Origin of the sequence: Enterococcus sp. AZ140 (assembly GCF_051714405.1) — a bacterium.
GTDB classification, from domain to species: Bacteria; Bacillota; Bacilli; order Lactobacillales; family Enterococcaceae; genus Enterococcus_B; species Enterococcus_B pernyi.
Genome location: NZ_JBIORU010000001.1, coordinates 2,302,140 through 2,327,226, shown reverse-complemented (window position 1 = coordinate 2,327,226; position 25,087 = coordinate 2,302,140). Strand labels below are relative to the sequence as shown.

The following is a 25,087-nucleotide window of genomic DNA, read 5'->3' as shown; positions in this document are numbered from 1 at the left end:
GTTCTGAAAATAGGACTGGTCTTTTTTATAACGAGGTGAAGATAAATGTCTAAAATCGAAATCAAACAATTGACGTTTGGCTATGACAGCCAAGACAATCTGTTATTCGATCAAGCAAACTTAAATATTGATTCCACATGGAAATTAGGACTGATTGGTCGAAATGGTCGTGGCAAAACGACGTTATTAACTATTTTGCAAAACAAACTACCTTATCAAGGACAAGTGACCCATCAACAAGAATTTGTCTATTTTCCACAACAGGTCAGGGAAACGAATCGACTAACCTATGATGTGTTGTTAGAAGTTTCAGATGGTGAGTTATGGGAGATCGAGCGTGAGCTGATGTTGATGCAGGCAGATCCGGAAATTCTTTGGCGCCCATACGATTCCCTTTCCGGCGGAGAAAAAACAAAAGTATTGCTGGCTCTCTTATTTACCGATGAGCTGCATTTTCCACTGATTGACGAACCAACAAATCACTTAGATGTGATTGGGCGTCAGCAAGTAGCTGAATACCTGAATAATAAAAAACAAGGGTTTATTGTTGTCAGTCATGATCGTCAGTTTATTGATGAAGTCGTTGACCATCTTTTGGTCATCGAAAAAAGTCAATTAGTGATCTATCAAGGAAATTATTCCGTCTACGAAGAACAAAAGCGTAGAAAAGATGAGTTTGAGTTAGCACAAAACCAAAAAATCAAAAAAGAAGTCGGACGTTTGAAAAAAACCGCAGCTGAAAAAGCGGAGTGGGCTAACTCTCGAGAAGGAGACAAAACAAAAAAACGTGTTGGCTTTATTGATACCGAAGCACGGCGTGTCAATCGTGGCGCAATTGGAGCGGATGCTGCTCGTACAATGAAACGTTCAAAAGCGATCGTCAATCGGATGGAAACTCAAATTAGTGAGAAAGAGAAATTACTGAAAGATCTAGAGTCGATCGATTCATTGAACATGTGCCCAAATCAGTCGCATCATAAACGCTTATTGACAGTAGAAAATCTACAATTAGGCTATGAAGAGATGTTATTCGATCCTATCAGCTTTAGCATCGAGCAACAAGAGTGTGTGGCAATAACTGGACCTAATGGTAGTGGTAAATCATCGATCATCCAGTATTTACTTGGGGAATTTACTGGTCAATCCAAGGGGGATGTCACACGTCCGGCAACAATCAGCATCAGTTATGTTCGCCAAAACTATGAAGATAACACCGGATCATTAACAGATTTTGCGCAAAAGAATCAGCTAGACTTGGAACTCTTTTTAAATAATCTTCGTAAATTAGGAATGGAAAGAGACGTGTTTCATACCTCCATTGAAAACATGAGTATGGGGCAAAGAAAAAAAGTGGAATTAGCCAAATCATTTGCACAATCCGCAGATCTTTATATCTGGGATGAGCCATTGAATTATCTGGACGTGTTCAATCAAGAACAAATCGAGCAGCTTTTAGTACAAGTCAAACCAGCGATGTTGATCGTCGACCATGACCAGCGATTCTTAGAAAAAGTCGCAACGAAAAGAATCGACTTGAGAAGAAGAGAAACACACATTTGAATCACTAAGGCTAATCGAACGTCGTCGATTCCAAGCAGATGATCCATTTGGACTGAAATTGTATGATAAAATTGAAAGAGCATAAAATAAAGGAGAGTTATCTAATGTTATATATTACTAGACATGGCGAAACGACTTGGAATGCTCAAGGCTTAGTTTGTGGCCATGCAGACATCGAATTAACAGAAAAAGGTAAAGAACAAGCAGAAAAACTCGCTGAAAAAGTTGCAAACTTGGAAATACCGATCACCAAGATCATCCATTCCCCTTTGCAACGCGCAAGAGATACGGCACAAGCGGTAGCCAAAAAAGTTAATCTACCTATGACAGTGGATGAACGACTGATCGAGATGGATTTTGGGGATTATGATGGGCGTCCTAGCGAAGACGAAGACTTTCAACGTGCACGCCAAAATTTTGCGGTACGTTTTCCAAATGGGGAATCGGTTTTAGATGTGTATGCACGGATCACTCCTTTATTGAAAGAGTGCTTAGAAGATGAGGACAATGTCTACTTGCTTGTTTGCCATAATGCACTGATCCGAATCATCAATGCCTATTTTCATCCGATGCCAAATGACACATTCTTTGACTTTTTTGTTGAAAATACGGAATTAGTTACCTTTGACTAGCTGTTTTTATTCTTGGCGTAACAAGAATAACTAGAGGATGTTATCGTAAATTTTCTACTATATAAAATATTTTTTCTTTTCATGAAGATTATTTCACATAAGTACGCTTTCATGGTATAATTTCATAGGAATACAAAAAGAGAGGAAGAAATTTAATGTTATCAAAAAAATTATCTTTATTAGGTTTAACAGCAACAGCACTTTTGGCTTTAGGAGCTTGTGGTGCTGACAACAATGATTCATCTAATTCTAGTTCAGCTTCATCAACAACAGAAGTAAGTACAACAGAAAGTTCAGCAGATGTTGTATCAACAGCTTCAATCAGTGATGATCCAGCTGTTTTAGAAAAAGCAATGTCAGCTGACGGTAACTGGATCGTTGCAGCAACAGGTGATGTGACATTCTCAAATGATGTAACTATCGCAGGCGAATTCCATGACAAAGATGATGCAAGTGCAGACATCTACCGTAAAATTGCTTTGTACTCACAAGACGATGACCGTAACGTAACTGCTGAATACACAATCACTGTTCCAACATTGATCGTTGAATCAGAAAACACAAATATCGTTCACGGAACAATCAAAGGTGACGTACTTGTAAAAGCGAATGGCTTTGTATTAGACGGAGCAAAAGTAGAGGGTAACGTAACATTTGAAAAACAAGAATACCAAGATTCAGCAAAACTTGACGAAAACGACGCATCAGTAACAGGCGACGTAACAGTTAGCGAATAATCGTAGGATAATAAAGGCATCTAAAGCAGAAAATCTTCTGTTTTAGATGTCTTTTTTCATTAAAAAACATATCGTATCAATCCTAGAGATACGAACTTATGAATCGTGAGAAAGATTACATAAAAACGATTCAGCAGAAAAGACGTACATAACTAAAAAGAGAATAACTACATGCTAGAAAATAATATGGAGTAAAAGATGCTTTTAAATAAAGGAGAATATATGAAGAAACGGGTTTTGCTAGGTGTATTAGCGGTCATTATCTTTGGAGGAATCGGAGGAAAGATCTACATGGATAAAAGAAAAGAAGATATTCAAGAATTGCTGGAAATACAGAAAGATTTGGCGAATTATGTGTATAACAATTATCGGCTCTATATAAACAACCGAGGGAAAGAAGAAGAAGTCTTCAGGAAATATGACTATGGACAAGGAGAAATGACAACGGAAGAATATTTGAAAGCATTATTGGAGGTCAGAGAGTATACTGAGATAATTAAAATTGAGTTTACGGGTTATTCGATTAGCCCGATGAATTTTTTAGAGGTACATTTTGTGATAAATGATTCAAATAAACAAATTGCAACATTAGGTGTTAAATCTTCTGAGACTGCTAACTGGATATATAATATCGACATAGGAATAGAAAAATCAGAAAATAAATATTATAAATATTATATAGAAGTAAAAAAAACACCTGATGTAAACGAAATACCTAATGAAAAAGTTGTCTTTTATCATGGGAGGGTGTAACTATGGATAAAAATAGAGATTTTTCTGATGGAGCTTCTAAAGTTGAGCAAGGAAATATTGTAGTGAATAATAAAATTGGTAAGAATCAAGATTATATAGTTATAAACACAGTAGATACAAATAAAGGCAAAATCGGCAATGAATCTAAGCCAAAGAAAAATAGTATGCAAGCAATGGTAGTTGCTAAAATAAAAGAGGAATATCTTGGTTATAATGAACAGCAATTAAGAAAAGTACCTGGTTTCCCCGACTCCGTCATCACCAAAAATCTTACGATTACCTATGCTGGCACGACTTCGGTCAAAGATTGGCATACAAACTTCGTTGAAATTTGAGGAAACAATAAACACTAAAATGGAGCATTTCTCTCCGCTTTGAACTATGCCCGTGAAATTGAAAAACATTACCCAAAGTCAGAGGGTTATACGATTTCATCGACAGGGTACTCAGTAGGTGGAGCTAAAGCAAACTTCTTGTCGCAATAATCAAAGGCAATGACAAAGTACTTACTGAAATAATTAATTTTTATCGTGGACATACATAACTATCAAAATCAGAGCGTTCAATAAAAAAGATTGTATCTAACATAAAAAATTCCAGAATAAGTAAGAAGCTTATTCTGATTATATATAAAACTAAAAGAAGTCTGAAAGGAGGATATATGAAGAAACGGTATTGGCTAGGTGTGTTAGTGATCATTATCTTAGGAGGAATCGGAGGAAAAATGTATATGGATAAGAGACAAGAAGATCGCCAAGAATTGCTGGAAATACAGAAAGATTTGGCGAACTATGTGTATAACAATTATCGGCTCTACAAGAAAGATCCAAAGAAACAAGAGGAAATTGTAGAGGAATACCAAAAAGATGGGGGAATAACAACCGAAGAATACTTAGAAAGAATGTTGAGTATCAGAGAGTATACAGATATTGAGAAAATAGAATTTACTGGATATACAGTAAGTCCAATGAATTTTTTAGAAGTACATTTTAATTTGAATAACTCTAACAAGCATATCGCAACTTTGGGAGTAAAATCCGCAGAAACAAATAAATGGCGCTACAATGTCGATATAGGTAGAAAAAAAACTGAAGACAAGTATTTTATAGAAGTAAGAGAATTTCCTAATGGAATAGAAACACCTACTGAAATAATTGAATATTATTACGGAGGTTTATAATTATGGATCAAAATAGAGATTTTTCCAATGAGGTTTATAAAGTTGAGCATGGAGAAATTGAACTGAACACTAAAATTGGAGAAAAACAAGATTATTTAGTTATAAATACCATAGATACCATAGATACCAATAAAGACAAAATCGGCAATGAATCTAAGCCAAAGAAAAATAGTACGCAGGCAATGGTAGTAGCAGAAATTAAAGATGAATTCAAAAAACTTAGTGATAATGAATTAAGAAAAGTACCTGGCTTCCCCGACTCCGTCATCACCAAAAACCTGACGATTGCCTATGCTGGCACGAATTCGCTCAAAGATTGGCATACAAACCTCGTGGAGATCTGGGAGAGCAATAAACACTCAAATGGTGCATTTGCTTCTGCCTTGAACTATGCCCGTGAAATTGAAAAGCAGTATCCCAAATCAGATGGCTATACGATCTCAACGACAGGACACTCGTTAGGTGGAGCTAAAGTACACTTCTTGCCGCAGCAATCAAAGACAATGACAAAGTATCTACTGAAATAATTAATTTTTTATCGTGGCCATACATAACTATAAAAAGAGTTATATCTTATATAAAAAATTCCAGAGTAAGTAAAGAGCTTATTCTGATCATATATAAAACTAAAAGAAGTCTGAAAGGAGGATGTATGAAGAAACGATTTTGGTTAGGTGTATTAGTGGTAATTATTTTAGGAGGAATCGGAGGAAAAATGCATATGGATAAAAGGGAAGAAGATCTTCAAGAATTGCTGGAAATACAGAAAGATTTGGCGAATTATATGTATAACAATTATCGGCTCTACAAGAGAGATCCTAAGAAACAAGAGGAAATCGTAGAGGAATACCAAAAAGAAGGAGGAATAACAACCGAAGAATACTTAGAAAGAATGTTGAGTATCAGAGAGTATACAGATATTGAGAAAATAGAATTTACTGGATATACAGTAAGTCCAATGAATTTTTTAAAAGTGCATTTTTTGATAAATGATTCAAATAAGCAAATTGCTACATTAGGTGTCAAATCTGCTGAAACTGATAAATGGATTTATGATATCGATTCAGATAAAAGTAAACCCGGTAATAAATACTATTTAGAAGAGCTAGAATATCCCAATCGTAATCAACTAAGCGAAATAAAGATTGTATTTTACAATGGAGGGATATAATTCAATGGATCAAAATAGAAGATTCTCAGATGAAGTATATCAAGTTGAAAATGGTAATCTAGTCGTAGGTGATAGGATAAAAAGAAATAAAAACTATATTGTTATAAATACCCTAGATACCAACAAAGATAAAATAGGTAATGAATCTAAACCAAAGAAAAACAGTACACAGGCAATGGTTGTAGCTGAACTTAAGGATCGGTATAAGACATTTGATACCGAAGAGCTAAAGAAAGTCAATGGCTTCCCCGACTCCGTCATCACCAAAAACCTGACGATTGCCTATGCTGGCACGACTTCGCTCAAAGATTGGCATACTAACCTTGAGGAAATTGGTCGAAGTAATAAACACTCAAATGGTGCATTTGCTTCTGCCTTGAACTATGCCCGTGAAATTGAAAAGCAGTATCCCAAATCAGATGGCTATACGATCTCAACGACAGGACACTCGTTAGGTGGCGCTAAAGCACTTTTTGTCGCAGCGATCAATGGTTATGACAGTGTGACGTACGGCGCGGCAGGACCAGGGCTTGCACAAGCATTATTTGATAATCATCCCGGTACCCTGATCAATATCTACGACACTTCGGATGTCGTCACGAGTGGGCTTTTCACTGGTGGGAAAGGGATGCTTCCAATCAATAGTTTTGGAATCGATAATTCGGGCTGGGAAACATTTGGCCATTCGCTGGATCAATTCAGAACAGATGAAGAGGGAAATTATATCGATAAGCATGGACAGATCATCGTATACGTCGATGGCAATGGGGGGATCTTGTTAGCCCCAACTTTGTGGCAACAAACACTTTTGGAAAACGAAGCAATGATCAAACTACTAGCAGTCAGTGGCGAACATACCCTAGATGAAATCAAGCGTTTGAAAGAAGAAAATGAGTGGCTCAAGGTTCAAATCAAAGAATTCTTGACCTTAAAAGAGTTACAGCAGAAGCTGACTGCAAGTGGTGGCGGACTTTCTCGGTCAGAAAAAATTTATTTAGAGGATAGCCAAGCGTTAGCTGTCGTACGGACCGCAGCAAGTAAATTTGATGAGGCGATGGGCAATGTTCGCGTGATTTACCAAAACGGGATTACGGAGTTGGAAGAGTTATGGAATGACTGGTTGGGAAGAATACGCAATTATACGCCACATTTGACGTACAACGAGGTAATTGAAACATTAGCCGAAGTTAATTGTACAAAATGGGAGATTGTCGATGAGCCAACACAGGAATTTAGAGATAAGATCCGCCAGATCGATCAGATGTCGGAACAGTTTCAAACGCTCGCCGATGAAATCACCCGAAAAATCAATGAAATGGTGGCACGTGACAAAGAATTAGCGAATCAATTGTTTGGGGTATAAAAGGAGGAGAGGAAAATTGAGTCAGGAAATACAGCTTTATGAAACATATCAAGCAACGAAACGAGGGTTATCAGAGCAAGAAGAAGCAATGATTGCAACAGAAAGAAAAGTCCATGAGCTAGCGGAAGCAACTTACAAAGATCTCCGATTGATTTTGCGCTCTTTTTCTGAACCACAAGAGGCCTTTGACTATGGACGTATCATGATTTCTCGTTTAGAAGAGGATCTGTCGACGGAATTGCGCCATCAACGAAAGAAAATCCAGCTTGACCTAGAAGATAACGAGCAGGTCTATCGTAAGAAACTGGCACAATTGGATTAAAAAGAATGGAGGTTTTGAGATGTTTGAAATGATTGAAACAATTGATCAATGGTGGGAGAAATATCAGAAAGATATGGAGAAATGCTTAACTCGTTCACTTGGAATCGCGCTGAAAAGTGAGAAGGGATTGAAAATAAGAACGACAAATCAATCTGGGAAGAATGAGACAAATAGAGCAAAACGCACGATTTCTTCAGCAGGTACAGGATTGAAGGAGACCCTCAAAGGGCAATTTGGCAACAAAGTGTCGCTAGCTTTAGACGAACAAGAAAAAGCCTTAGACAAAGGTTAGTCAAAGAAACACAAAAAACTTATTCTTACATAAATTGATTAAAGGATTCTGTCAGAACTAATCAACTGAATAATCTATAAAAGCCGAAAATAGGTTGGACTATTTTTGGTTTTTTTGGATTAGTTGCTTAGATGAATTCATTGATTCGTTTTTTTTACACTATCAAGAAATGAAATTTAATATATTTTATATTTATGTTGAAAAATTATTTCATACGAAGTATAATCAATTTATAAATGAATGCGGATACATGGTAAGGGGGGAGAGTACATGTTTGGTTTTTCTGTATTTATGAATCAAGAGTTGTCTGAAGAAACGAAAACGTATATCCATGAAATGGCAGAGAAGGGATTTATTGGTATCTTTACATCCATGCATATTCCAGAAGATGATCCTTCAGCTTATAAAAGGCGTTTGACGGAACTTGGCCAAGAAGCAAAAACAACCGGATTAGAGTTGATGGTAGATATATCTGGTAAGGCATTAGAGTTGGCAGGGTTCTCCTTAGAAAATCTTGAGCCATTAAAAGAGATTGGTGTGACAGGTCTGCGGATGGATTATCACCTGTCGAACCAACAGATTGCGAAGTGGTCTCATCAATTGAAAATCAGTTTGAATGCAAGCACGATCACTGAACAAGATGTGCAAGAATTAAAAGAAGCAGGTGCTGATTTTACTCAGATGGAAGCTTGGCACAATTATTATCCGCGCCCAGAAACAGGGTTAGACAAATCGTGGTACCAAAGAAAAAATCAATGGTTAGCAGAACAAGGATTTACGATTCAAGGATTTGTACCAGGAGATGAAGTGTTGAGAGGGCCTTTATACAAAGGACTTCCAACATTGGAAGAACATCGTTACCAACATCCTTTGGCAGCAGCGCTAGACTTAGCTTCATGTGGAACGGATCTGATCTATATTGGTGACGGTGGGCTATCGCTGACCACGCAGGAACAATTCTCGTATTATAAAGAAACAGGTGGTATCTTATTGCATGTGACATTGTTGGACCCAACATTTGGTCCAATCATTTTAGGTACACATACGAATCGACAAGATGAAGCTAAAGCTGTGGTACGTAGTGCAGATGCACGATTTAGAGAAATCCCTCCTATTCCTGCTCGATTAACAGATGAACGGAAAACAGGTACGGTCACGTTAGATAATGAAGCGTATCTTCGCTATATGGGTGAAATCCAACTAATGAAAGAAGATTTACCAGCAGATGAAAAAGTCAATTGTGTGGCACGAGTGATCTCGGCTGATTTGCCATTGATCCAACAAATCCATGCAGGAATGATTTATAAATTTAAATGTAAAGAAGGAATTGAGAAATGACGATCGATTTAGATAAATTAACAACGGAACGTAGAAATCAAAAGACATTTGGTTTGGATGAGATGAGTGTTTCTGAAGCCGCTCGCTTGATGAATCAAGAAGATCATGAAGTGGCGGCAGCTGTCGCAAAAGAACTACCAAGTATTGAACCAGTGATTGAAGCCGCGATTGTTTCTTTCAAAAAAAATGGACGCTTGATCTACATGGGCGCTGGCACAAGTGGACGATTGGGTGTACTGGATGCAGCCGAGTGTGTTCCTACATTTGGTGTAGAGCCTGAAATGGTCATTGGTTTGATTGCAGGTGGTGAAGCGGCTATGACTGTCGCAGTTGAAGGTGCAGAGGATTCACTTGAGTTAGGGAGAGAAGATTTGATCCAGTTGAACTTGACGGAAAATGATTTGGTCGTAGGTATCGCGGCTAGCGGTCGCACGCCTTATGTGATTGGTGGCTTAGACTATGCTCGTTCAATCGGCGCAAAGACGGCAACGATTTCTTGTAATAAAGAAGCTGAAATCAGTCAACATGCTGATTTTCCTATTGAGGTAGATGCGGGACCAGAATTTTTAACAGGTTCGACACGTTTAAAATCTGGAACTGCACAGAAATTGATTTTAAATATGATTTCTACAATCAGTATGATCGGTATCGGAAAAGTATTCAATAATCTAATGGTCGATGTCAAGCCAACAAATGACAAATTAGTCGAACGTTCAAAGCGAATCATCATGGAAGCAACAGAAGTGGATTATGAAACAGCAGAAAAATACTTTTATGAAGCGGAACAAAATGTTAAACTAGCGATCGTTATGTTATTGACGAATAGTGACAAAGAGACAGCAAAAAGAAAACTAGCTGAGGCAGACGGCTTTGTAAAACGAACGTTGTAAGGGGGAAAAGGAAATGGCAAAAAATGAATTGACTTTGACAGAGCTGGCAAAACAAATTTATGCTGGGGCTGGTGGCATGGGTAACGTAGACAGCGTTGTCCATTGCATGACACGGGTTCGGATGAAGGTCATTGATGAATCGTTGGTCGACGTAGCGAAATTGAAAGCGATACCGGGCGTGTTAGGGGTAGTTGAGGACGAACAGTTACAAGTCATCATCGGACCAGGGAAAGTAAACAAAGTCGCACAAGAAATGGTTGACCAAGCAGGAGTCAAACTAGGTGAAAAAATTCCTGGAAACCCTAATGTTACAACTGGTTTATCAGGGAAAGACAAGGTCAACGAACGTGCCCAAGAGATGAAGAACGTACAAAAATCAAAACAAAAACCGTCAAAAATCAAATCTATTTTAAAAGATATCTCGAATATATTTGTCCCAATGATTCCAGCTTTTGTTGGTACAGGGATCGTTGCAGGGATTGCCGCAGTATTGACAAACCTTGTGACAGCCGGAACCATCGATGGTGCATCATGGCAACAGTACATCGACATCATGAACATTCTTAAAAATGGGATGTTTAGTTATCTTGTCATCTATACTGGGATCAATGCCGCTCAAGTATTTGGCGCAACGCCAACACTTGGTGGAGTAATCGGTGCGGTTGTCATGTTGACAGGGATGAATCCAGAAGCTCCTTTGACGAACCTGTTTACTGGAACGCCACTTGCTGCCGGACAAGGTGGGATCATCGGAGTGATTTTTGCGGTCTGGTTGCTTTCGATCGTTGAAAAGAAATTACACAAAATCGTTCCTGATGCAGTAGACATCATTGTGACACCAACACTTTCATTGATTGTCATCGGGCTGATCGAGATTTTCTTGATTATGCCATTAGCTGGTTTTATCTCAGATGGTATGGTAGGAGGGATCAATTGGGTACTTAGTGTGGGTGGTGCTTTCTCAGGATTTGTATTAGGTACATTGTTCTTACCAATGGTCATGTTTGGTCTGCATCAAATATTGACCCCAATCCACGTACAAATGATCGATGAAACAGGACGTACATTATTATTGCCTATTTTAGCAATGGCAGGAGCTGGACAAGTTGGTGCTGCTCTTGCTTTATGGGTTCGTTGTAAGAAAGACAAAGAATTGACTGAGATGATCAAAGGTGCGTTACCTGTAGGGATTTTAGGAATCGGTGAACCATTGATCTACGGTGTAACATTGCCTTTAGGCCGTCCATTCATCACTGCTTGTATTGGAGGCGGTATCGGTGGTGCGGTGATCGGTTTGATCGGGAATATTGGTGCCATTGCTATTGGGCCTTCTGGCGCAGCGTTGATTCCTTTGATTTCAGATGGTAAATGGTTTGGCTACGTCCTTGGATTGTTAGCTGCTTATGCGGGCGGATTCTTAGCTACTTTCTTTTTCGGGATTCCTAAAGAACAATTAGCGAAAGAAGAATTAGCAGAAGAGGCACCTGTTCAGACAGCACCAAGTACCGGTTCAACAAATCAAACACAAGCTGTTCAATTATATGCAGTAGCAGATGGCACAGTACAATCAATCGAACAAGCGAGTGATCCTGTATTTGCTCAAAAGATGATGGGAGAAGGGTATTTTGTTGAACCAACGAATGGTCATATCTATGCGCCAACTTCTGGGATCATCAGCTCTATTTTCCCAACGAAACATGCCATCGGATTAACAACAGCTGATGGGTTAGAGCTATTGATCCATATGGGAGTCAATACTGTGGAACTAGGTGGAACGCCATTTGATATAAAAGTGAGTGAAGGACAAGCTGTCACAAAAGATACGATGATAGCGGACGTGGATCTAGCTGCGATCAAAGAGGCAGGAAAAGAAACCGCTATGATGGTTCTCCTGACAAATATGGAACATGTCCTAACGTTTGTTTTAACACATACAGGTGAAGTAACAGCAAAAACACCTGTGATGGATGTGAAAAGTGTAAAATAATAAAAAGCGCAAAATCAAAGGATTTTGCGCTTTTTATTAAGCTCTATATCGTTGAACTAAGGCATGGTAGATTCTTTCAACATCTATTGGTGTACCGCGTAATTCATAATCTTCTATCATAGGAAAGCCGAATTGTTCAGCATATTGTTTCGCTGTCAAACAATATTGATAGTTAAAATTTTTATTTCCGCTACCGACAACACCAAGACAAAGCGCATGATTTTCTTGATATTCCAAGTATTCTCGCATGGTTTCTGTCAAAATCTCTTGGTCACCACTGTCAATGCCATTGCCTCCTTCTAGATAGGTTGGCACAAACACAAAGAAAGGTTTAGTTTCTTTTTCAAAGTCGCTATTTTCATGGATCTCTTTCAGGTGGACTAAGGGAAGTGAAGCATCTTTTTCATGTTGTTCCACAGCAAATGCTGCTAATTTTTTGACGAATCCTCGGGTGTTACCAGAAATTGAGATATATAAGATATTCATGATATCGTCCTCCAATCATTCTTATCCAGTATAGCATTTTTTTGTTTTTTGGGTAGATAAGAAGAGGAAGAGAAGCGGTCGCTTTCCTTGTATAATTAGAAAAAAATAGTTACAATTAAATTTCAATTAGAATTTTTTAGAAAAAAATAAATGAAACGAAGTTTTGCTATACTTTGCATAAAAGCGGTTTATTTTGGAGGATGCGTACATGGACACAGAGCAACAGAAAAAAGGTATTGGATTGATCCCACTAGCGGCCTTAGTGATTGGGTCAGCGATTGGAGGTGGCGTTTTCGGTATTATGACCGACATCTCAGGATCGGCTGGTGGCCCAGCATTGTTCAGCTGGGTATTAGTTGGGACGTCCATGATGATGCTCTCTTTGTCAATCAATAATATCAATAAGAAACGTCCAGAATTAGAAGGTGGTATTTTTAGCTATGCCGAAGCTGGCTTTGGTCGATTTTCGGGATTCGTCAGTGGGTGGGGCTATTGGCTGACCTGCTGGTTAGGAAACGTGGCATTTGCTACGCTATTGATGAGTGCGTTGGGCTATTTCTTTCCAGTATTCGATGGGGGGCAAAATGTCGCCTCGGTCATCGTCAGTACTATATTTTTGTGGGGATATGCTTGGCTCGTCAATCGAGGAGTCGAAAATGCCAGTTACGTCAATGCAATCGTGACAATTTGTAAATTAGTTCCGCTATTTTTATTTATCATTGTTGCTATCAGCACGTTCTCATTGCAACAATTCATCAATAATTTTTCAAGTGATATCATCTTGAATGCCAATGGACAGCCGATTCCTTTCTCAAGTCAAATCCTAAGTTGTATCATGGTGATGCTTTGGGTATTTGTTGGAATTGAAGGTGCATCTGTGGTGGGTTCACGAGCGAAGAAAAAATCAGATGTCGGAAAAGCCACGATTTTAGGAATTTTTGGATTGATCGTGATCTATGTTTTAGTTTCGATGTTGCCTTACGGTACGATGACGATGGAAGAACTCCAAACAATCCAAACGCAACCAGCAATGGGCTATGTGTTTGAGATGATGGTTGGTAAATGGGGAGCTGTCGTGATCAATGGTGGACTGATCATTTCCCTGGTCGGTGTATGGTTATCTTGGACGATTTTACCCATTGAAACGATGCGCAATATGGCGGATGACGGCTTATTGCCAGCGCGTTGGGGAAAAGTCAATAAAAAGGGCGCACCGACATATGCGATCGTATTAACGACTTTATGTACAAATGTCTTTTTGCTTTCGCTACTGTTTACAGATAGTGCCTATAACTTTGCTTATACCCTCGGAACAGCAGCGATCTTCTTTACGTGGTTATTCTTAGGATTGTATCAAATGAAACTATCTTATCAAAGAAAAGAATGGGTCCAATTCTTGGTTGGCTCATTAGCAAGTGCTTTTCAAATTTGGGCAATGCTATTTGTCGCTTTCAATGAAGTGATGCTCGTTCTTGTATTATTTTTACCAGGTATCTTATTTTATCTCAAAGCAAGAAAAGAAAAACAGCAAGCTGTTCCACAGACAAAACTTGATTATTTATTGCTTTCGTTAGTCTCGATTTTTGGAGTAGTGGCATTGGCATTATTTGCAACTGGAGTATTGCATTTATAAAACGCACAAAAGTTGAAACCCATTCTTTTGTATCACTCAAAAAGCATCTAAGAGATCGACCCGATTCAGGTCATTTCTTAGGTGTTTTTTCATGCTGCCTATTCTCTGATTGTTTAGTAAAAACGATACGTGACTTTCTCACAACGTTTTTCCGCGATTGTTCGTTTCATTTCAGTGAAGAGGAATGGTTACGTTGTCACATTTTGACACATTGAGGCAGATATTGTTTTAATGATGATCCAAACAAACAATTTTGTAAGAGAAAAGGTTGAGAGAAAGATGGTCGAAATAGGTAGTGATTGGCTATACTTATTCCTTGAGGCATAAAAAAATGGAGGGAATATATGAGAGTGAAAGGGTTGACGAGCTATCAATTGAAATGGATAGCAATTGTTTTTATGGTCGTTGATCATATCAACAGTTATTTCGGGATGCAATTAGGGTTACCAAGTTGGGTCTCGTGGTTGGGACGTTTTGTTGCGCCATTATTTGTATTTTTATTAGTTGAAGGTTTCAAGTATACGCATAGTAAATATCAGTATGCGAAACGATTAGGAATAGCTGCATTCGTAGTAGCGATTGGAAATATCATCTATCATTTATTAACAGGAAATTACATCAGTGAATATAATCATCAGCCAAACTATTATTTATTTTTAGGTCCACATAATATCTTTTTGACATTATTTTTGCTGTTTTGCTTGATGTGGCTTCTTTCTATAATAAAAGGAAAAACACTTTGGAGAAAAGGAATGCTCGTCGCAGTAGCACTTTTATTGGTCATGATCACGATTGCTTTTTCAGAAGGTGGTCTGTATTTAGTTCCAATGTTGTTGCTGATGTATTTCTTCCGCGAGAAAAAAGAACGAGGGAAATTGGTTCTAGGTATTTTTGTGTATACGCTGATCTTATTTTGTCTAGCAATTTTATCCTATACACAAATGCCTGATTATCAATCATTGTATCAATTTTTAACGTTTGATAATGAATTTATGATGGTCACCGTTATCCCATTTATCATTCTTTATAATGGAAAACTAGGTGGAACCGGACGCGCATTCGACAAATACTTTTTTTACTTGTTTTATCCGTTACATCTATGGATCATTTATTTGATTTTTTCTTTTATTCATTAAGAAACAAATGAGGCGAGGTCTGGACAGAAGTGTTCAGCCTCAAGAAATAAGGCACCATCCACAAAAATTGTTCTTCAAATTCTTGTGGATGGCGTCTTGTTTTTTCGAAGAGGTTACTTCTGTTCTTGTCGTTTATTCGGTTTTAGGGGAGAGAGGACTAATGTCTCAGAAACGTCTCATTTGTTTTTATGAGTTGTTTCAAACATTACAGTTTTTGATCCCTTAGTTAGATGTAAAGAAATGTTATGTAGTTCAAGAAAATCGGCAGTATAAATAAGACTTCAAGTCATTTGTTGTTATGGAATTGACAGAATTTTTAAAATATATTATTTTTTTTGTAAGAATTCTCTATATTTTCAATCAATTTTATTTTATAATGAAAAAATATCATGTAATTTTTAGGAGGAAAACAGATGGAAAATTATCTTAGCCTGTTAGGCGTACTGATTGTTATTCTTGGTTTTGCTTTCAAGTTAGATTCGATCTTGATCGTTATGGTTGCGTTAGTCGTGACCGCATTTACTGGTGGATTAGGACTTGAAGGTATGCTGGAAACTTTAGGTACAAGTTTTGTGAATAACCGAGGAATGGCAATTTTTATTATCATTATGTTAGCAACTGGTACGTTAGAACGCAATGGTCTGAAGGAATCTGCTGCAACGTTGATCAAACGTTTCAAGAAGGTATCCGCTGGAATGATCATCGATATTTATGGTGTTTTCCGAATGATCTTTGCAGCTTTCAATGTCAGCTTTGGTGGGGTGGCCGGCTTTGTACGTCCAATCATCATGCCAATGGCGTTAGGTACCGTTGAATCAAAAGGATTAACCGTCAATCCCGAACATGAAGAGGAATTAAAAGGAATGTCTTCAGCGATGGAAAATATTTGTTGGTTCTTTGGTCAAGTATTATTTATCGGTGGGGCCGGTGCTTTATTAGTACAATCCACATTAAAAGACTTAGGCTACGAGGTAACTCTTGGTCAGTTGGCCCTGGTGCAAATACCAGTCGCAATCACAGCTCTAGTCGTGGCGAGTGTCTATTTTTATCTAAAAGAAAAGAAATTAGCGAAGAAATACTATTCAGGAAAGGAGAAATAAGATGGATTTTTTGAACTTTTTTACAAATTCTGAAATATTATTAAGTGAAAAATTATTGGAAATCTTATATATTTTGATGGGACTAGTCTTGATCTATACGGGCCTTCGTAATGCTTTTGATAAAAGTAACCCTCATCGATTTGGTTCTGCCTTTTTCTGGACAGTTTTAGGAGTCGTGATTGCTGCTGGTCGTTGGATATCGCCAATTGCCAATGGGGTATTGATTTTCGCGATGACGATCCCAGCAATCACAAAAAGAGTGAGTAAAGGTGCAAGTCGTTTGCCATCAAAAGAATATATGGAAAAGATGTCAGACAAGTTAGGCATGAAAATCTTTATTCCCGCATTGAGTATCGGGATCTTTGCCATTTTATTCGCACTATTCACTGATTTAGGTGCTTTAGTCGGTGTTGGTGTGGGGGTATTTGTAGCGATGTTGATCTTGATGTTCTTTTCAAGAGATAATCGCCCAACGACTTTCTTGGATGATGCTTCAGACATGTTAGGGACAGTCGGTCCTTTAAGTATGTTACCGATGCTCTTAGCTTCATTGGGTGCGGTCTTCACGAGTGCAGGTGTTGGTACCGTGATTTCCAGTGCAGTCGGTACGATCGTTCCAGAAGGAAATGTCAATATTGGTATCATCATCTATGCGCTAGGAATGGTTCTATTTACAGTGATCATGGGGAATGCTTTTGCGGCAATCACCGTCATGACAGTCGGAATCGGTGCGCCTTTTGTCTTTAGTCAAGGGGCTAATCCAGCATTGATCGGTATGGTCGCGTTGACATGCGGTTTCTGTGGAACGTTGTTGACACCGATGGCTGCTAACTTCAACGTAGTACCAGTGGCGATGTTAGAAATGAAAGATAAATACGGCGTGATCAAGAATCAATTATTTGTTGCTGTATTCATGCTGGTTTTCCAAATCGTCTATATGATTTTATTTAAATAGTATCTTGAGCGAAAAAGAATCAATGATTTCCATAAAATATGGAGAAGATTGATTCTTTTTCTGAACAGCTAACATTTCATTATTGACTATTTTTTGTTAAAATAGATAGACACTGAGTCCTTCGAATAGGAATGACTCACTGAAAGTACTAAATACACGAGTGAGAAACAATCAAATTTTAATGTTTAGATAAATCTTTGAAGGATGAATTGAACGCATCATTTTATAGAATAATGGAGGAATGAAAAATGAAAGTACTCGTAACTGGTTTTGATCCATTTGGTGGAGATAAAGTAAATCCTGCCTATGAAGCAGTCAAAAAAATGTCGTCTGAGATTGCCGGTGCAGAAATCATCAAATTAGAAGTTCCCACTGTTTTTGGTAAAAGTGGTCAAGTCGTAAAAGAAGCAATCCAAGAGCATCAACCTGAAATCGTGATTTGTGTTGGTCAAGCAGGTGGACGTTCAGCGATTTCTTTTGAACGTGTAGCAATCAATCTAGCTGAAGCACGTATTGCAGATAATGAAGGTAACCAGCCATTTGATACGCCGTTAGAAGCAGACGGCCCAGCTGCTTACTTTACTTCATTACCAATCAAAGCAATGACAAAAAATGTCCAAGAACATGGATTACCAGCCTATATTTCTTATACAGCTGGTACGTTTGTTTGCAACGACATCATGTATCGATTGTTACACTTGATCGAAACAGAGTTCCCAACAATTCGTGGAGGCTTTATCCATGTGCCATTCTCACCAGATCAAGTCATCGATCGCCCTGTAGGGACACCGGCAATGTCACTTGATGATATTGCGGCTTCATTGACTTATGCGGTAGAAGCAGCAGTCAACAACAAAGAAGATATTTCAGGTAACGCAGGAACAACTCACTGATAGATAGCTGAAGCGAAGCAAGTGCAAGACACTACTGTCACAACCTCAGCTTCACGTATGAAAAAAGCGAAAAGCCGAAAATAGCTCACATTATTTTCGGCTTTTTTGTTGCTCTTTGAACATATTTATTTTTACTCTCTTAATTTAGAAAGGCAGGTGAAAGGTATGAATGAAAGTTGGCAAGCAATTTTTGACGAATGGTTCCCAAAAGAAATCAAGCAACACTACCCAATAAAAATCTCCAAACAATATACAAGTAGCCAACGATGGGAAATCTATGAACGATTGACGAAACAACAACGAATTGTCATGGATCAACATCGTCGATATTTGATCCACTCACAGTTTTTGGAAGAAAACTATTTAGCAGCAACGGATTGGATTTTTTCTGACTTTAAGATCAATCCATTTTATCGCACATCACGTAGGCAACAGAAACTTTATTGTGAATGTGGCCGTGAACTGAAAGTCCAATATATCGTTCGTTCCCCTAAAACGGGCAAGGAATTAAAACTAGGCATCAATCATTTTGCAGAACACTTGCACATTAGTCCAACAGTTGCAGCGTCGATCAATCAGGGAATGACTAAAGTGGATCTAGCGCTGGATGAGATCCTCTGGCTGAAACAACAAAATATTGCCTTTCCTGAACGACTCTGGCAAGAATATTGTCTAATGTTGTATCATAATCGCCGGCTGAAACAACCGATTTTACCAGATAAAAAGCTGACTAAACGACTCACTGAATTTCGTCATGCCCAGTTACCGATTTATCTGGCAGACTATCAAGCAATGGAAAAGTACATCCAACAAGTGAGCTATCAGGCAAAAGAAAAGCCGAAAAAAATCCTTGAAAAAAAATCATTATTTGAGGATTTTTCAGAAGATCTGACTAAAGAGGTTGAAGCGTTCTTGACTAATTATCAACTATTCCTTCGAAAAGATTGGTCATCTGTTTCAATGGCTGAGACAAGCCAACCATCTGTCGCTTTTTTTGCAGAGTTTATCGCTAATCTGCGAGAAGGATCGAAGAATGAAGCTGTAGACGTCGATCGATCAGCAAAAGAACAGCGTTTTATCCAACCGCAAATTTATTATTTTGTTTGGCAACAATATCAGCGTTATGGATTTACAACTGGTTTTTTCGATAGTATCCCTCGGGTGATGAGAAATGGTTTTCTAAAGATTTTACGCAAAGAACGCGAAGAAAAACAGCAAGCTACAACAAAAACTGTGACAGAAATTGAATGGCAAGAACTTGCAAAGAAAATCAAAAAACAATCAGTCGCCTCTTTGATCCAAGAATATGAACAAGCAGACTATGTATTTACTTCAGAACAACAGCTTGCATTAAAAAAGTTCCAAGAAATGGAATCAGTGATACAAACGATGGATGAAGACATTAGAATGTTGCTCAAGGATTTGATTTAGTTGACTCGAACCGCTGAGAGAATCTTGGTATGACGATACCTAGAAATAAGCGAGAAAAGTCCCATCCTATTTTGGGTGACTTTCTCGCTTTAGTAAGAGGTTTGAAAAACAAACCAATTTCTAGTACAAGTTTATTTATTGTTTTCCATCAAGAAACATGGTGCGAAAAATATTCTGCTTCCATGCGCTGCATGCGCGCTCTTTCTTTTTTGTTGTACCAAGGAGAGACAGTAAAGGCTAATAAGTCATTGATCAAGTAAACAGAGCTATTGATAAACATAGCTAAACTAGCAGACCCATGGGTATAGGAAACATACCATAAGACCATTTGTGCAAGACCAGAAGCAAGCCACCAATAATACTGATTGTTGTAGCGAAGGAAGCTAATGATTCCGGCAGAAAGACTGATCGAAAAAGCAATGGCATCGATCCAAGGACGAGGGTCGTCTGTATACGTACCAATCAAATAACCTGAAATCAAGTAAACGAACACAGTCCCGGTTAATGCAATCAACCAACTTTTTCCACTAAATTCTCGAATTTTGGAAGCCATATTATGATTCCATTCTTTACTTAATAAAACTGGGATATCCAATGTGACCATATAAGCAATTTGTTCGCCGATACTTAAATAGTTTTTGGCAGAAAAGCCAACGACGATAAAACAAATAGCAGAGAGAATTCCTAGAATACCGTTGACTGATTTAGCGGCATTGATTGATAAAATACATAACACCCCTAGATTTGTCCCGATGAAGGTAATGATCGACAACCAAGTGATTGGCTGATTCACAAGTGTCATGACTTGGCAACCTAGGCTAAAATAGAATAGATAATAATTTTGTTGAGGCCAACCTTTCAATTGATGAATCAAAAATCTGAAATAATTACTCATAATAAAAAACTCCTTGGAACACAATATATAGTGCTTGTTTATTTTAGAGACACAAATTATTGTATTCCTTTTAAAATTTATTTCTAGTCTTTCATTTTAAAAAAATATATGTTATTATTCGATTTGATTGTTTTCTGAGAAACATTTACTTTCAAACGATGAAAAGTAGGAGGCCATTTGATGTGGTCTCTCTTTTTTTGTGCAGCGGGAGAAAAATCTATGCTATGTCTAAAAGTATTGATAAGATAAAGGAAACAAAAAGATTGGAAGTGTGAGAATGAATTTAACAACCGTTCACCATGTTGCGATCATTGTGTCGGATTACCAAAAGTCACGTGCTTTTTATGTTGATTTGCTAGGTTTTGAAGTTATTCGTGAAAATTATCGAGAAGACCGTGGCGATTATAAGCTAGACTTAAAACTAGGAGATATGGAGCTTGAGATTTTCGGCATCAAAGACGCACCTAAAAGACCGAGCTACCCAGAAGCTTGTGGTTTGAGGCACTTAGCATTCAAAGTGGAACATATCGAAGAAACAGTCGCGGAACTACAAGGATTGGGGATTGAAACTGAACCAGTCCGTATCGATACCTTTACAGGCGAAAAAATGACTTTCTTTTTTGATCCGGACGGATTGCCGTTGGAGTTACACGAATAAAGGTAACAAATTTGTCACTTTTTCTTCCGTTCATTCGATTTTTTTCTTTCCTATTTCTTGTTATTCTAGAAAAAAACGGGGAGAGAGTGGAATGAAAAAAATAATCATTGCAGCATCGATTGCTATCATTGTTAGCTTAGCGGCTTCGTTAGGACTATTGGATGCAAACTTTTCTTTTGATGACATCAGTGACCAAGAATATCAAATCTCATTGCAAAAGGCAGTGTCTATTTTGCGAGATGAGTACCATGAAGAGAAAGTCAGTCGTATCCAGTTCAACCAATTAGACGAAGAACAAAGTAATAAAAAGATGTATGAATATATTTTTTATACTCCCAATCGAGTGATCACAGTGAACCCAATCTCAGGAAAGACGATGGTTGTTGATGAAAGCCGAAACGAACCAGGGCAATTCTTTCACTTGAAAACGATCCATCAAGTGAAACATCCACAGGCAGCAATGAAAGAAGCAGTCCATAAAGTCGGAAAACATCACGGAAAAGCAAAAAGTTGGGAAATCACGACAAAAAGTGGTCAATTGTATTATTCTGTAGCCGTTGATGGAACGAATCATTTAGAAGATGTATTGATCAGTGCTTGAAAGAGAAGTGGTTTCACTTCTCTTTTTTTATAGATAAGAGTAATCTAAAAGTGTAAAACAAAGAAGGGATTGAGGGAATCATGCAAAAGATGGTTTGTCCAAACTGTGGAAAAAAATTCACTTATGAAGAAGTAAATCATATCGTTGAACACGTAAAAAAAGAGATGCCGATTGTTTGCCCCTACTGTCGTTTTGAAGCAAAAACAATCGTTTCGAATGGTTATTTCGTGACACAAAAAATTGAAGATTATTTGAATTAGCTGTTTTGCTCTGAGATTTCATTATGGTAAAATGAAAAAAAGGAGTGTCAGAAATGATTCGTAATGCAAAAAAAGAAGATGCGGCAGCTATCGCTCCGCTTATTTTAGTTATATTGAAAGATATGGACTTACCGTTTCTTTTAAAGTACGGTGAAGAAAAAACATTAGAAGTCTTGGAAGAAGCCATTACAGACCCAGACTATCGTTACAGCTATACAAGAGGGATCGTTGATGAGCGAGAAGGCAAGGTAGCAGGAATCGTTTATGGTTATACAGACGAAGAAGAACCAATCATCGACCAGCCGTTAGAAAAAATCTTACAAAAGCATGGCATTTATGAGCAAGTAAAAATGTTTACGGATAGAGAAACATTCCCTGATGAATGGTATTTAGATTCTATCTGTGTTTCAGAAGAATTTAGAGGACAAGGAATCGGTTCCTCTTTGTTAGAAGCATTGCCACCAATCGTCAAAAAACAAAACCGCGATGTCATTGGACTAAGTTGCGATAAGCAAAACCCGCAAGCTAGAAAATTGTACGAGCGCCATGGGTTCAAAGTAATCGGGGAACGAACGATCAGTGGACATCTGTATGATCATATGCAAAAGAAAATCGTCTAGTGAGTTTTTATTGCTCAATCAAGCTTACCAGATTAACAAAATGCAGGCATACCTGAAAAGGTGTGTCTTTTTTTATTAATAAAAAAGTGAGGAATATCACATAATTCAAAAATAATTGTGAAAGAACATAAATACTATGCGTTATGTTAAATGAAGAATGTATGAAATTAATGTAATTTTTCTATATAATTTCAGAGAAATATGTATTTTATCGATTTTTAGGAATATAATTACGAATGTTTTTATGTTATAAAATTTCATATATTGACGAAAAGAGATGAAAAAATGTTCAAAAATAAAGTTGTGAATCTTTCCCTAATGTCTGTTTTGCTTCTCCATTTATTTTTTCCAATCCAAGTAATTGCTGAGACATTTATTCCACAAGATCCAGGAAGTGTTTATGATGATTTGACTGGTGATTATGGGGTATTAGGGATTGCTTCTCAGTTCCATGTGTTCGCAAAAGAAAAAACGACCATCAATGCACATACAGAGGGGAATGTAGCAACGGGTGTCCTATCAGCAACGAATAACTTCGGGACATCGATCAGTACAGGGGATTTAAATAAAGAGATCAATTATGCACAATCCGTTGAGACAATCATTAGCTCAACAGAAACTGCGGCTTCTGTTAAACGATCGAATAAATTTATTGTGGGATCAAACAATGTGATCACGACGGAAAACGATAAAATAGTTGTCAATGGAACAAGATTGGATCATTTATCAGTGGATGAGTTCTATCAAGATCGAGAAGATGCTCAATATATTGATTTCAACAAAGAGTTTGAAAATTTAATGCTGACATCAAATATGTTGATGTCGTTAGATCCATTAAAAACATATACGCCAGATGATTTCCCTGATATGAATAATCGTGTGATTGACTGTACAGATCTGGTTGGGGATCAGCCCTATGTCATCAATGTTGCTGCTTCTGTTCTGGCAAAGAACACCCCTTTACAAATCAACAATCCTCAGGAAAAAGTGCTTATAATCAATGTTGTAGATGCACCCACTAATTTTTCGGTACAATCCCAGATCCAATATAATAAACGTTCCAATCATCAAACAGAAGATTTCTCTGATGCCAATATTTCTTGGAATTTTGGTAATCTAACAGAAAAATTAGAAATCAATGCGCCTTTCCAAGGAACGATTATTGCACCTTGTGCGGATATTACAGTCAATCAAAGTCAAGATGGAACGATCATAGGAAAAAATGTGATCTTGAATGCCACAACAAATCGTTGGGACCCAAATGAAATTTTTGCTGTACCAAATACGCATGATGACACGACAGATACAACAAGTAGCAGTACAGAACCAAGTACGAGTGAAAGCAGTACAGAACCAAGTACGAGTGAAAGCAGTACAGAACCAAGTACGAGTGAAAGCAGTACAGAACCAAGTACGAGTGAAAGCAGTACAGAACCAAGTACGAGTGAAAGCAGTACAGAACCAAGTACGAGTGAAAGCAGTACAGAACCAAGTACGAGTGAAAGCAGTACAGAACCAAGTACGAGTGAAAGCAGTACAGAACCAAGTACGAGTGAAAGCAGTACAGAACCAAGTACGAGCGAAAGCAGTACAGAACCAAGTACGAGCGAAAGCAGTACAGAGCCAAGTACGAGCGAAAGCAGTACAGAGCCAAGTACGAGCGAAAGCAGTACCTATCCAGGTAAAAATGGAAAGCAATCAGATACAAGTACCACAACCAATACCACAACAAGTAGTGCTAGTAGTGTTTCATCAACAAACGAGTCTGACGAGCCTGTTATCAGTGGAGAAGGAACAGTTGAAAGCGATGGAATAGACACGATGCAAATGAACGATAGACGTGAAAATAAAGTAGCGCTAGCTGTTGAATCAAATACCAATAATGATGATCCTTCGACTAAGAATGTACAATCACAAAATCAACAGCTTTTCCCTCAAACAAATGGGGAAAGAAATAATTTGTGGATCATGGTAGGTGCAGTGCTTATCTATGTAGTGACACTTCTTTTCTATAGAAGAAAACAGGTGTAAAAGAAAAAACGAAGCTGTGACATCGATTGTCTGATCCTTTTAAACCTGAATAAACGGTGTTCCAGAAGTAACTCCTTTAAAAATAAGCCAGAAAAACTCCAAAAATTTGAAAGACAATTTTCGGAGTTTTCTGGCTTATTTCTCGGAGTTGGACACTTCTGTC

26 protein-coding genes and 1 pseudogene are annotated in these 25,087 nt (G+C 37.9%); 25 read left to right on the top strand and 2 right to left on the bottom strand.

Features of this window, described 5'->3' with window-relative positions:
- Positions 1-45: 45 nt before the first annotated feature.
- The 14 genes and pseudogenes from IGJ39_RS10700 to IGJ39_RS10635 all read left to right on the top strand — a co-directional run bounded on the left by IGJ39_RS10700 (position 46) and on the right by IGJ39_RS10635 (position 12,225).
- Positions 46-1,560 carry an Lsa family ABC-F type ribosomal protection protein gene (locus tag IGJ39_RS10700; RefSeq protein WP_065096057.1) on the top strand — a complete coding sequence of 505 codons (1,515 nt, stop codon included), beginning with the start codon at positions 46-48 and terminating at the stop codon, positions 1,558-1,560.
- 104 nt (positions 1,561-1,664) lie between these two features.
- Positions 1,665-2,192 carry a histidine phosphatase family protein gene (locus IGJ39_RS10695; RefSeq protein WP_260697720.1) on the top strand — a complete coding sequence of 176 codons (528 nt, stop codon included), beginning with the start codon at positions 1,665-1,667 and terminating at the stop codon, positions 2,190-2,192.
- 155 nt (positions 2,193-2,347) lie between these two features.
- Entirely contained in the window at positions 2,348-2,929 is a 582-nt protein-coding gene (locus IGJ39_RS10690; protein WP_019723609.1) for a polymer-forming cytoskeletal protein, read from the top strand.
- Between the two features lie 198 nt (positions 2,930-3,127).
- Positions 3,128-3,682 carry a hypothetical protein gene (locus tag IGJ39_RS10685; RefSeq protein WP_438764662.1) on the top strand — a complete coding sequence of 185 codons (555 nt, stop codon included), beginning with the start codon at positions 3,128-3,130 and terminating at the stop codon, positions 3,680-3,682.
- 2 nt (positions 3,683-3,684) lie between these two features.
- Positions 3,685-4,017: a hypothetical protein gene (locus IGJ39_RS10680; protein ID WP_438764660.1), complete on the top strand. Its 333-nt coding sequence runs from the start codon at positions 3,685-3,687 to the stop codon at positions 4,015-4,017.
- Positions 4,018-4,343: 326 nt separating this feature from the next.
- Positions 4,344-4,862, top strand: a complete 519-nt coding sequence (locus IGJ39_RS10675; RefSeq protein ID WP_195273247.1) for a hypothetical protein — start codon at positions 4,344-4,346, stop codon at positions 4,860-4,862.
- Positions 4,863-4,864: 2 nt separating this feature from the next.
- Positions 4,865-5,347: pseudogene (locus tag IGJ39_RS10670) on the top strand (lipase family protein); the annotation flags it as partial.
- 167 nt (positions 5,348-5,514) lie between these two features.
- Positions 5,515-6,033, top strand: coding sequence for a hypothetical protein (locus IGJ39_RS10665; RefSeq protein ID WP_438764657.1), 519 nt, complete (start codon positions 5,515-5,517; stop codon positions 6,031-6,033).
- A 4-nt stretch (positions 6,034-6,037) separates the two neighbouring features.
- Entirely contained in the window at positions 6,038-7,396 is a 1,359-nt protein-coding gene (locus IGJ39_RS10660; RefSeq protein ID WP_438764655.1) for a lipase family protein, read from the top strand.
- 16 nt (positions 7,397-7,412) lie between these two features.
- Positions 7,413-7,718: a hypothetical protein gene (locus IGJ39_RS10655; RefSeq protein WP_065096410.1), complete on the top strand. Its 306-nt coding sequence runs from the start codon at positions 7,413-7,415 to the stop codon at positions 7,716-7,718.
- A 19-nt stretch (positions 7,719-7,737) separates the two neighbouring features.
- Complete coding sequence (locus IGJ39_RS10650) at positions 7,738-8,010, top strand: hypothetical protein (protein ID WP_010734740.1); 273 nt, start codon at positions 7,738-7,740, stop codon at positions 8,008-8,010.
- Positions 8,011-8,280: 270 nt separating this feature from the next.
- Entirely contained in the window at positions 8,281-9,348 is a 1,068-nt protein-coding gene (locus IGJ39_RS10645; protein WP_438764653.1) for a DUF871 domain-containing protein, read from the top strand.
- Positions 9,345-10,238, top strand: a complete 894-nt coding sequence (gene murQ, locus IGJ39_RS10640; protein ID WP_104776693.1) for an N-acetylmuramic acid 6-phosphate etherase — start codon at positions 9,345-9,347, stop codon at positions 10,236-10,238. The genes IGJ39_RS10645 and murQ overlap by 4 nt, the downstream gene beginning before the upstream one ends.
- Before the next feature lie 13 nt (positions 10,239-10,251).
- Complete coding sequence (locus tag IGJ39_RS10635) at positions 10,252-12,225, top strand: glucose PTS transporter subunit IIA (RefSeq protein ID WP_195339374.1); 1,974 nt, start codon at positions 10,252-10,254, stop codon at positions 12,223-12,225.
- A gap of 36 nt (positions 12,226-12,261) precedes the next feature.
- Here IGJ39_RS10635 and nrdI read toward each other — a convergent pair whose 3' ends face one another.
- Entirely contained in the window at positions 12,262-12,711 is a 450-nt protein-coding gene (gene nrdI, locus IGJ39_RS10630; protein WP_010734744.1) for a class Ib ribonucleoside-diphosphate reductase assembly flavoprotein NrdI, read from the bottom strand.
- A 208-nt stretch (positions 12,712-12,919) separates the two neighbouring features.
- Here nrdI and IGJ39_RS10625 point away from each other — a divergent pair, with 208 nt between their 5' ends.
- From IGJ39_RS10625 to IGJ39_RS10600, 6 genes are all read left to right on the top strand, one after another.
- Complete coding sequence (locus IGJ39_RS10625; protein ID WP_195339375.1) at positions 12,920-14,344, top strand: basic amino acid/polyamine antiporter; 1,425 nt, start codon at positions 12,920-12,922, stop codon at positions 14,342-14,344.
- Positions 14,345-14,688: 344 nt separating this feature from the next.
- The gene (locus IGJ39_RS10620; RefSeq protein WP_062804833.1) at positions 14,689-15,480 is read left to right on the top strand and encodes a TraX family protein; all 792 of its coding nucleotides are present in this window, start codon (positions 14,689-14,691) and stop codon (positions 15,478-15,480) included.
- Positions 15,481-15,893: 413 nt separating this feature from the next.
- Positions 15,894-16,580, top strand: a complete 687-nt coding sequence (locus tag IGJ39_RS10615; protein WP_023520114.1) for a DUF969 domain-containing protein — start codon at positions 15,894-15,896, stop codon at positions 16,578-16,580.
- A gap of 10 nt (positions 16,581-16,590) precedes the next feature.
- Complete coding sequence (locus tag IGJ39_RS10610; protein WP_066026426.1) at positions 16,591-17,535, top strand: DUF979 domain-containing protein; 945 nt, start codon at positions 16,591-16,593, stop codon at positions 17,533-17,535.
- Between the two features lie 248 nt (positions 17,536-17,783).
- Positions 17,784-18,428 (top strand): pyroglutamyl-peptidase I, encoded by a 645-nt coding sequence (gene pcp / locus IGJ39_RS10605; RefSeq protein ID WP_438764650.1) that lies wholly within the window; start codon positions 17,784-17,786, stop codon positions 18,426-18,428.
- Positions 18,429-18,593: 165 nt separating this feature from the next.
- Entirely contained in the window at positions 18,594-19,859 is a 1,266-nt protein-coding gene (locus IGJ39_RS10600) for a hypothetical protein (protein ID WP_438764648.1), read from the top strand.
- Between the two features lie 148 nt (positions 19,860-20,007).
- Here the strand turns inward: IGJ39_RS10600 and pnuC are convergent, their stop codons facing one another.
- Positions 20,008-20,754 (bottom strand): nicotinamide riboside transporter PnuC, encoded by a 747-nt coding sequence (gene pnuC / locus IGJ39_RS10595; RefSeq protein ID WP_010734751.1) that lies wholly within the window; start codon positions 20,752-20,754, stop codon positions 20,008-20,010.
- Between the two features lie 277 nt (positions 20,755-21,031).
- On the opposite strand from pnuC, the gene gloA2 reads away from it, so the two are divergent.
- From gloA2 to IGJ39_RS10570, 5 genes are all read left to right on the top strand, one after another.
- Complete coding sequence (gene gloA2 / locus IGJ39_RS10590) at positions 21,032-21,412, top strand: SMU1112c/YaeR family gloxylase I-like metalloprotein (protein ID WP_010734753.1); 381 nt, start codon at positions 21,032-21,034, stop codon at positions 21,410-21,412.
- Between the two features lie 91 nt (positions 21,413-21,503).
- Complete coding sequence (locus IGJ39_RS10585) at positions 21,504-22,013, top strand: hypothetical protein (RefSeq protein WP_010734754.1); 510 nt, start codon at positions 21,504-21,506, stop codon at positions 22,011-22,013.
- 80 nt (positions 22,014-22,093) lie between these two features.
- Positions 22,094-22,273, top strand: coding sequence for a hypothetical protein (locus IGJ39_RS10580; protein ID WP_010734755.1), 180 nt, complete (start codon positions 22,094-22,096; stop codon positions 22,271-22,273).
- A gap of 53 nt (positions 22,274-22,326) precedes the next feature.
- Positions 22,327-22,893 (top strand): GNAT family N-acetyltransferase, encoded by a 567-nt coding sequence (locus IGJ39_RS10575; RefSeq protein WP_023520112.1) that lies wholly within the window; start codon positions 22,327-22,329, stop codon positions 22,891-22,893.
- 285 nt (positions 22,894-23,178) lie between these two features.
- Positions 23,179-24,924: a hypothetical protein gene (locus IGJ39_RS10570; RefSeq protein WP_438764646.1), complete on the top strand. Its 1,746-nt coding sequence runs from the start codon at positions 23,179-23,181 to the stop codon at positions 24,922-24,924.
- Positions 24,925-25,087: the final 163 nt, after the last annotated feature.

Coding starts and splice junctions, on each gene's coding strand:
- IGJ39_RS10700 (WP_065096057.1), top strand. CDS start 46: ATGTCTAAAATCGAAATCAAACAATTGACGTTTGGCTATGACAGCCAA.
- IGJ39_RS10695 (WP_260697720.1), top strand. CDS start 1,665: ATGTTATATATTACTAGACATGGCGAAACGACTTGGAATGCTCAAGGC.
- IGJ39_RS10690 (WP_019723609.1), top strand. CDS start 2,348: ATGTTATCAAAAAAATTATCTTTATTAGGTTTAACAGCAACAGCACTT.
- IGJ39_RS10685 (WP_438764662.1), top strand. CDS start 3,128: ATGCTTTTAAATAAAGGAGAATATATGAAGAAACGGGTTTTGCTAGGT.
- IGJ39_RS10680 (WP_438764660.1), top strand. CDS start 3,685: ATGGATAAAAATAGAGATTTTTCTGATGGAGCTTCTAAAGTTGAGCAA.
- IGJ39_RS10675 (WP_195273247.1), top strand. CDS start 4,344: ATGAAGAAACGGTATTGGCTAGGTGTGTTAGTGATCATTATCTTAGGA.
- IGJ39_RS10665 (WP_438764657.1), top strand. CDS start 5,515: ATGAAGAAACGATTTTGGTTAGGTGTATTAGTGGTAATTATTTTAGGA.
- IGJ39_RS10660 (WP_438764655.1), top strand. CDS start 6,038: ATGGATCAAAATAGAAGATTCTCAGATGAAGTATATCAAGTTGAAAAT.
- IGJ39_RS10650 (WP_010734740.1), top strand. CDS start 7,738: ATGTTTGAAATGATTGAAACAATTGATCAATGGTGGGAGAAATATCAG.
- IGJ39_RS10645 (WP_438764653.1), top strand. CDS start 8,281: ATGTTTGGTTTTTCTGTATTTATGAATCAAGAGTTGTCTGAAGAAACG.
- murQ (WP_104776693.1), top strand. CDS start 9,345: ATGACGATCGATTTAGATAAATTAACAACGGAACGTAGAAATCAAAAG.
- IGJ39_RS10635 (WP_195339374.1), top strand. CDS start 10,252: ATGGCAAAAAATGAATTGACTTTGACAGAGCTGGCAAAACAAATTTAT.
- nrdI (WP_010734744.1), bottom strand. CDS start 12,711: ATGAATATCTTATATATCTCAATTTCTGGTAACACCCGAGGATTCGTC.
- IGJ39_RS10625 (WP_195339375.1), top strand. CDS start 12,920: ATGGACACAGAGCAACAGAAAAAAGGTATTGGATTGATCCCACTAGCG.
- IGJ39_RS10620 (WP_062804833.1), top strand. CDS start 14,689: ATGAGAGTGAAAGGGTTGACGAGCTATCAATTGAAATGGATAGCAATT.
- IGJ39_RS10615 (WP_023520114.1), top strand. CDS start 15,894: ATGGAAAATTATCTTAGCCTGTTAGGCGTACTGATTGTTATTCTTGGT.
- pcp (WP_438764650.1), top strand. CDS start 17,784: ATGAAAGTACTCGTAACTGGTTTTGATCCATTTGGTGGAGATAAAGTA.
- IGJ39_RS10600 (WP_438764648.1), top strand. CDS start 18,594: ATGAATGAAAGTTGGCAAGCAATTTTTGACGAATGGTTCCCAAAAGAA.
- pnuC (WP_010734751.1), bottom strand. CDS start 20,754: ATGAGTAATTATTTCAGATTTTTGATTCATCAATTGAAAGGTTGGCCT.
- gloA2 (WP_010734753.1), top strand. CDS start 21,032: ATGAATTTAACAACCGTTCACCATGTTGCGATCATTGTGTCGGATTAC.
- IGJ39_RS10585 (WP_010734754.1), top strand. CDS start 21,504: ATGAAAAAAATAATCATTGCAGCATCGATTGCTATCATTGTTAGCTTA.
- IGJ39_RS10580 (WP_010734755.1), top strand. CDS start 22,094: ATGCAAAAGATGGTTTGTCCAAACTGTGGAAAAAAATTCACTTATGAA.
- IGJ39_RS10575 (WP_023520112.1), top strand. CDS start 22,327: ATGATTCGTAATGCAAAAAAAGAAGATGCGGCAGCTATCGCTCCGCTT.
- IGJ39_RS10570 (WP_438764646.1), top strand. CDS start 23,179: ATGTTCAAAAATAAAGTTGTGAATCTTTCCCTAATGTCTGTTTTGCTT.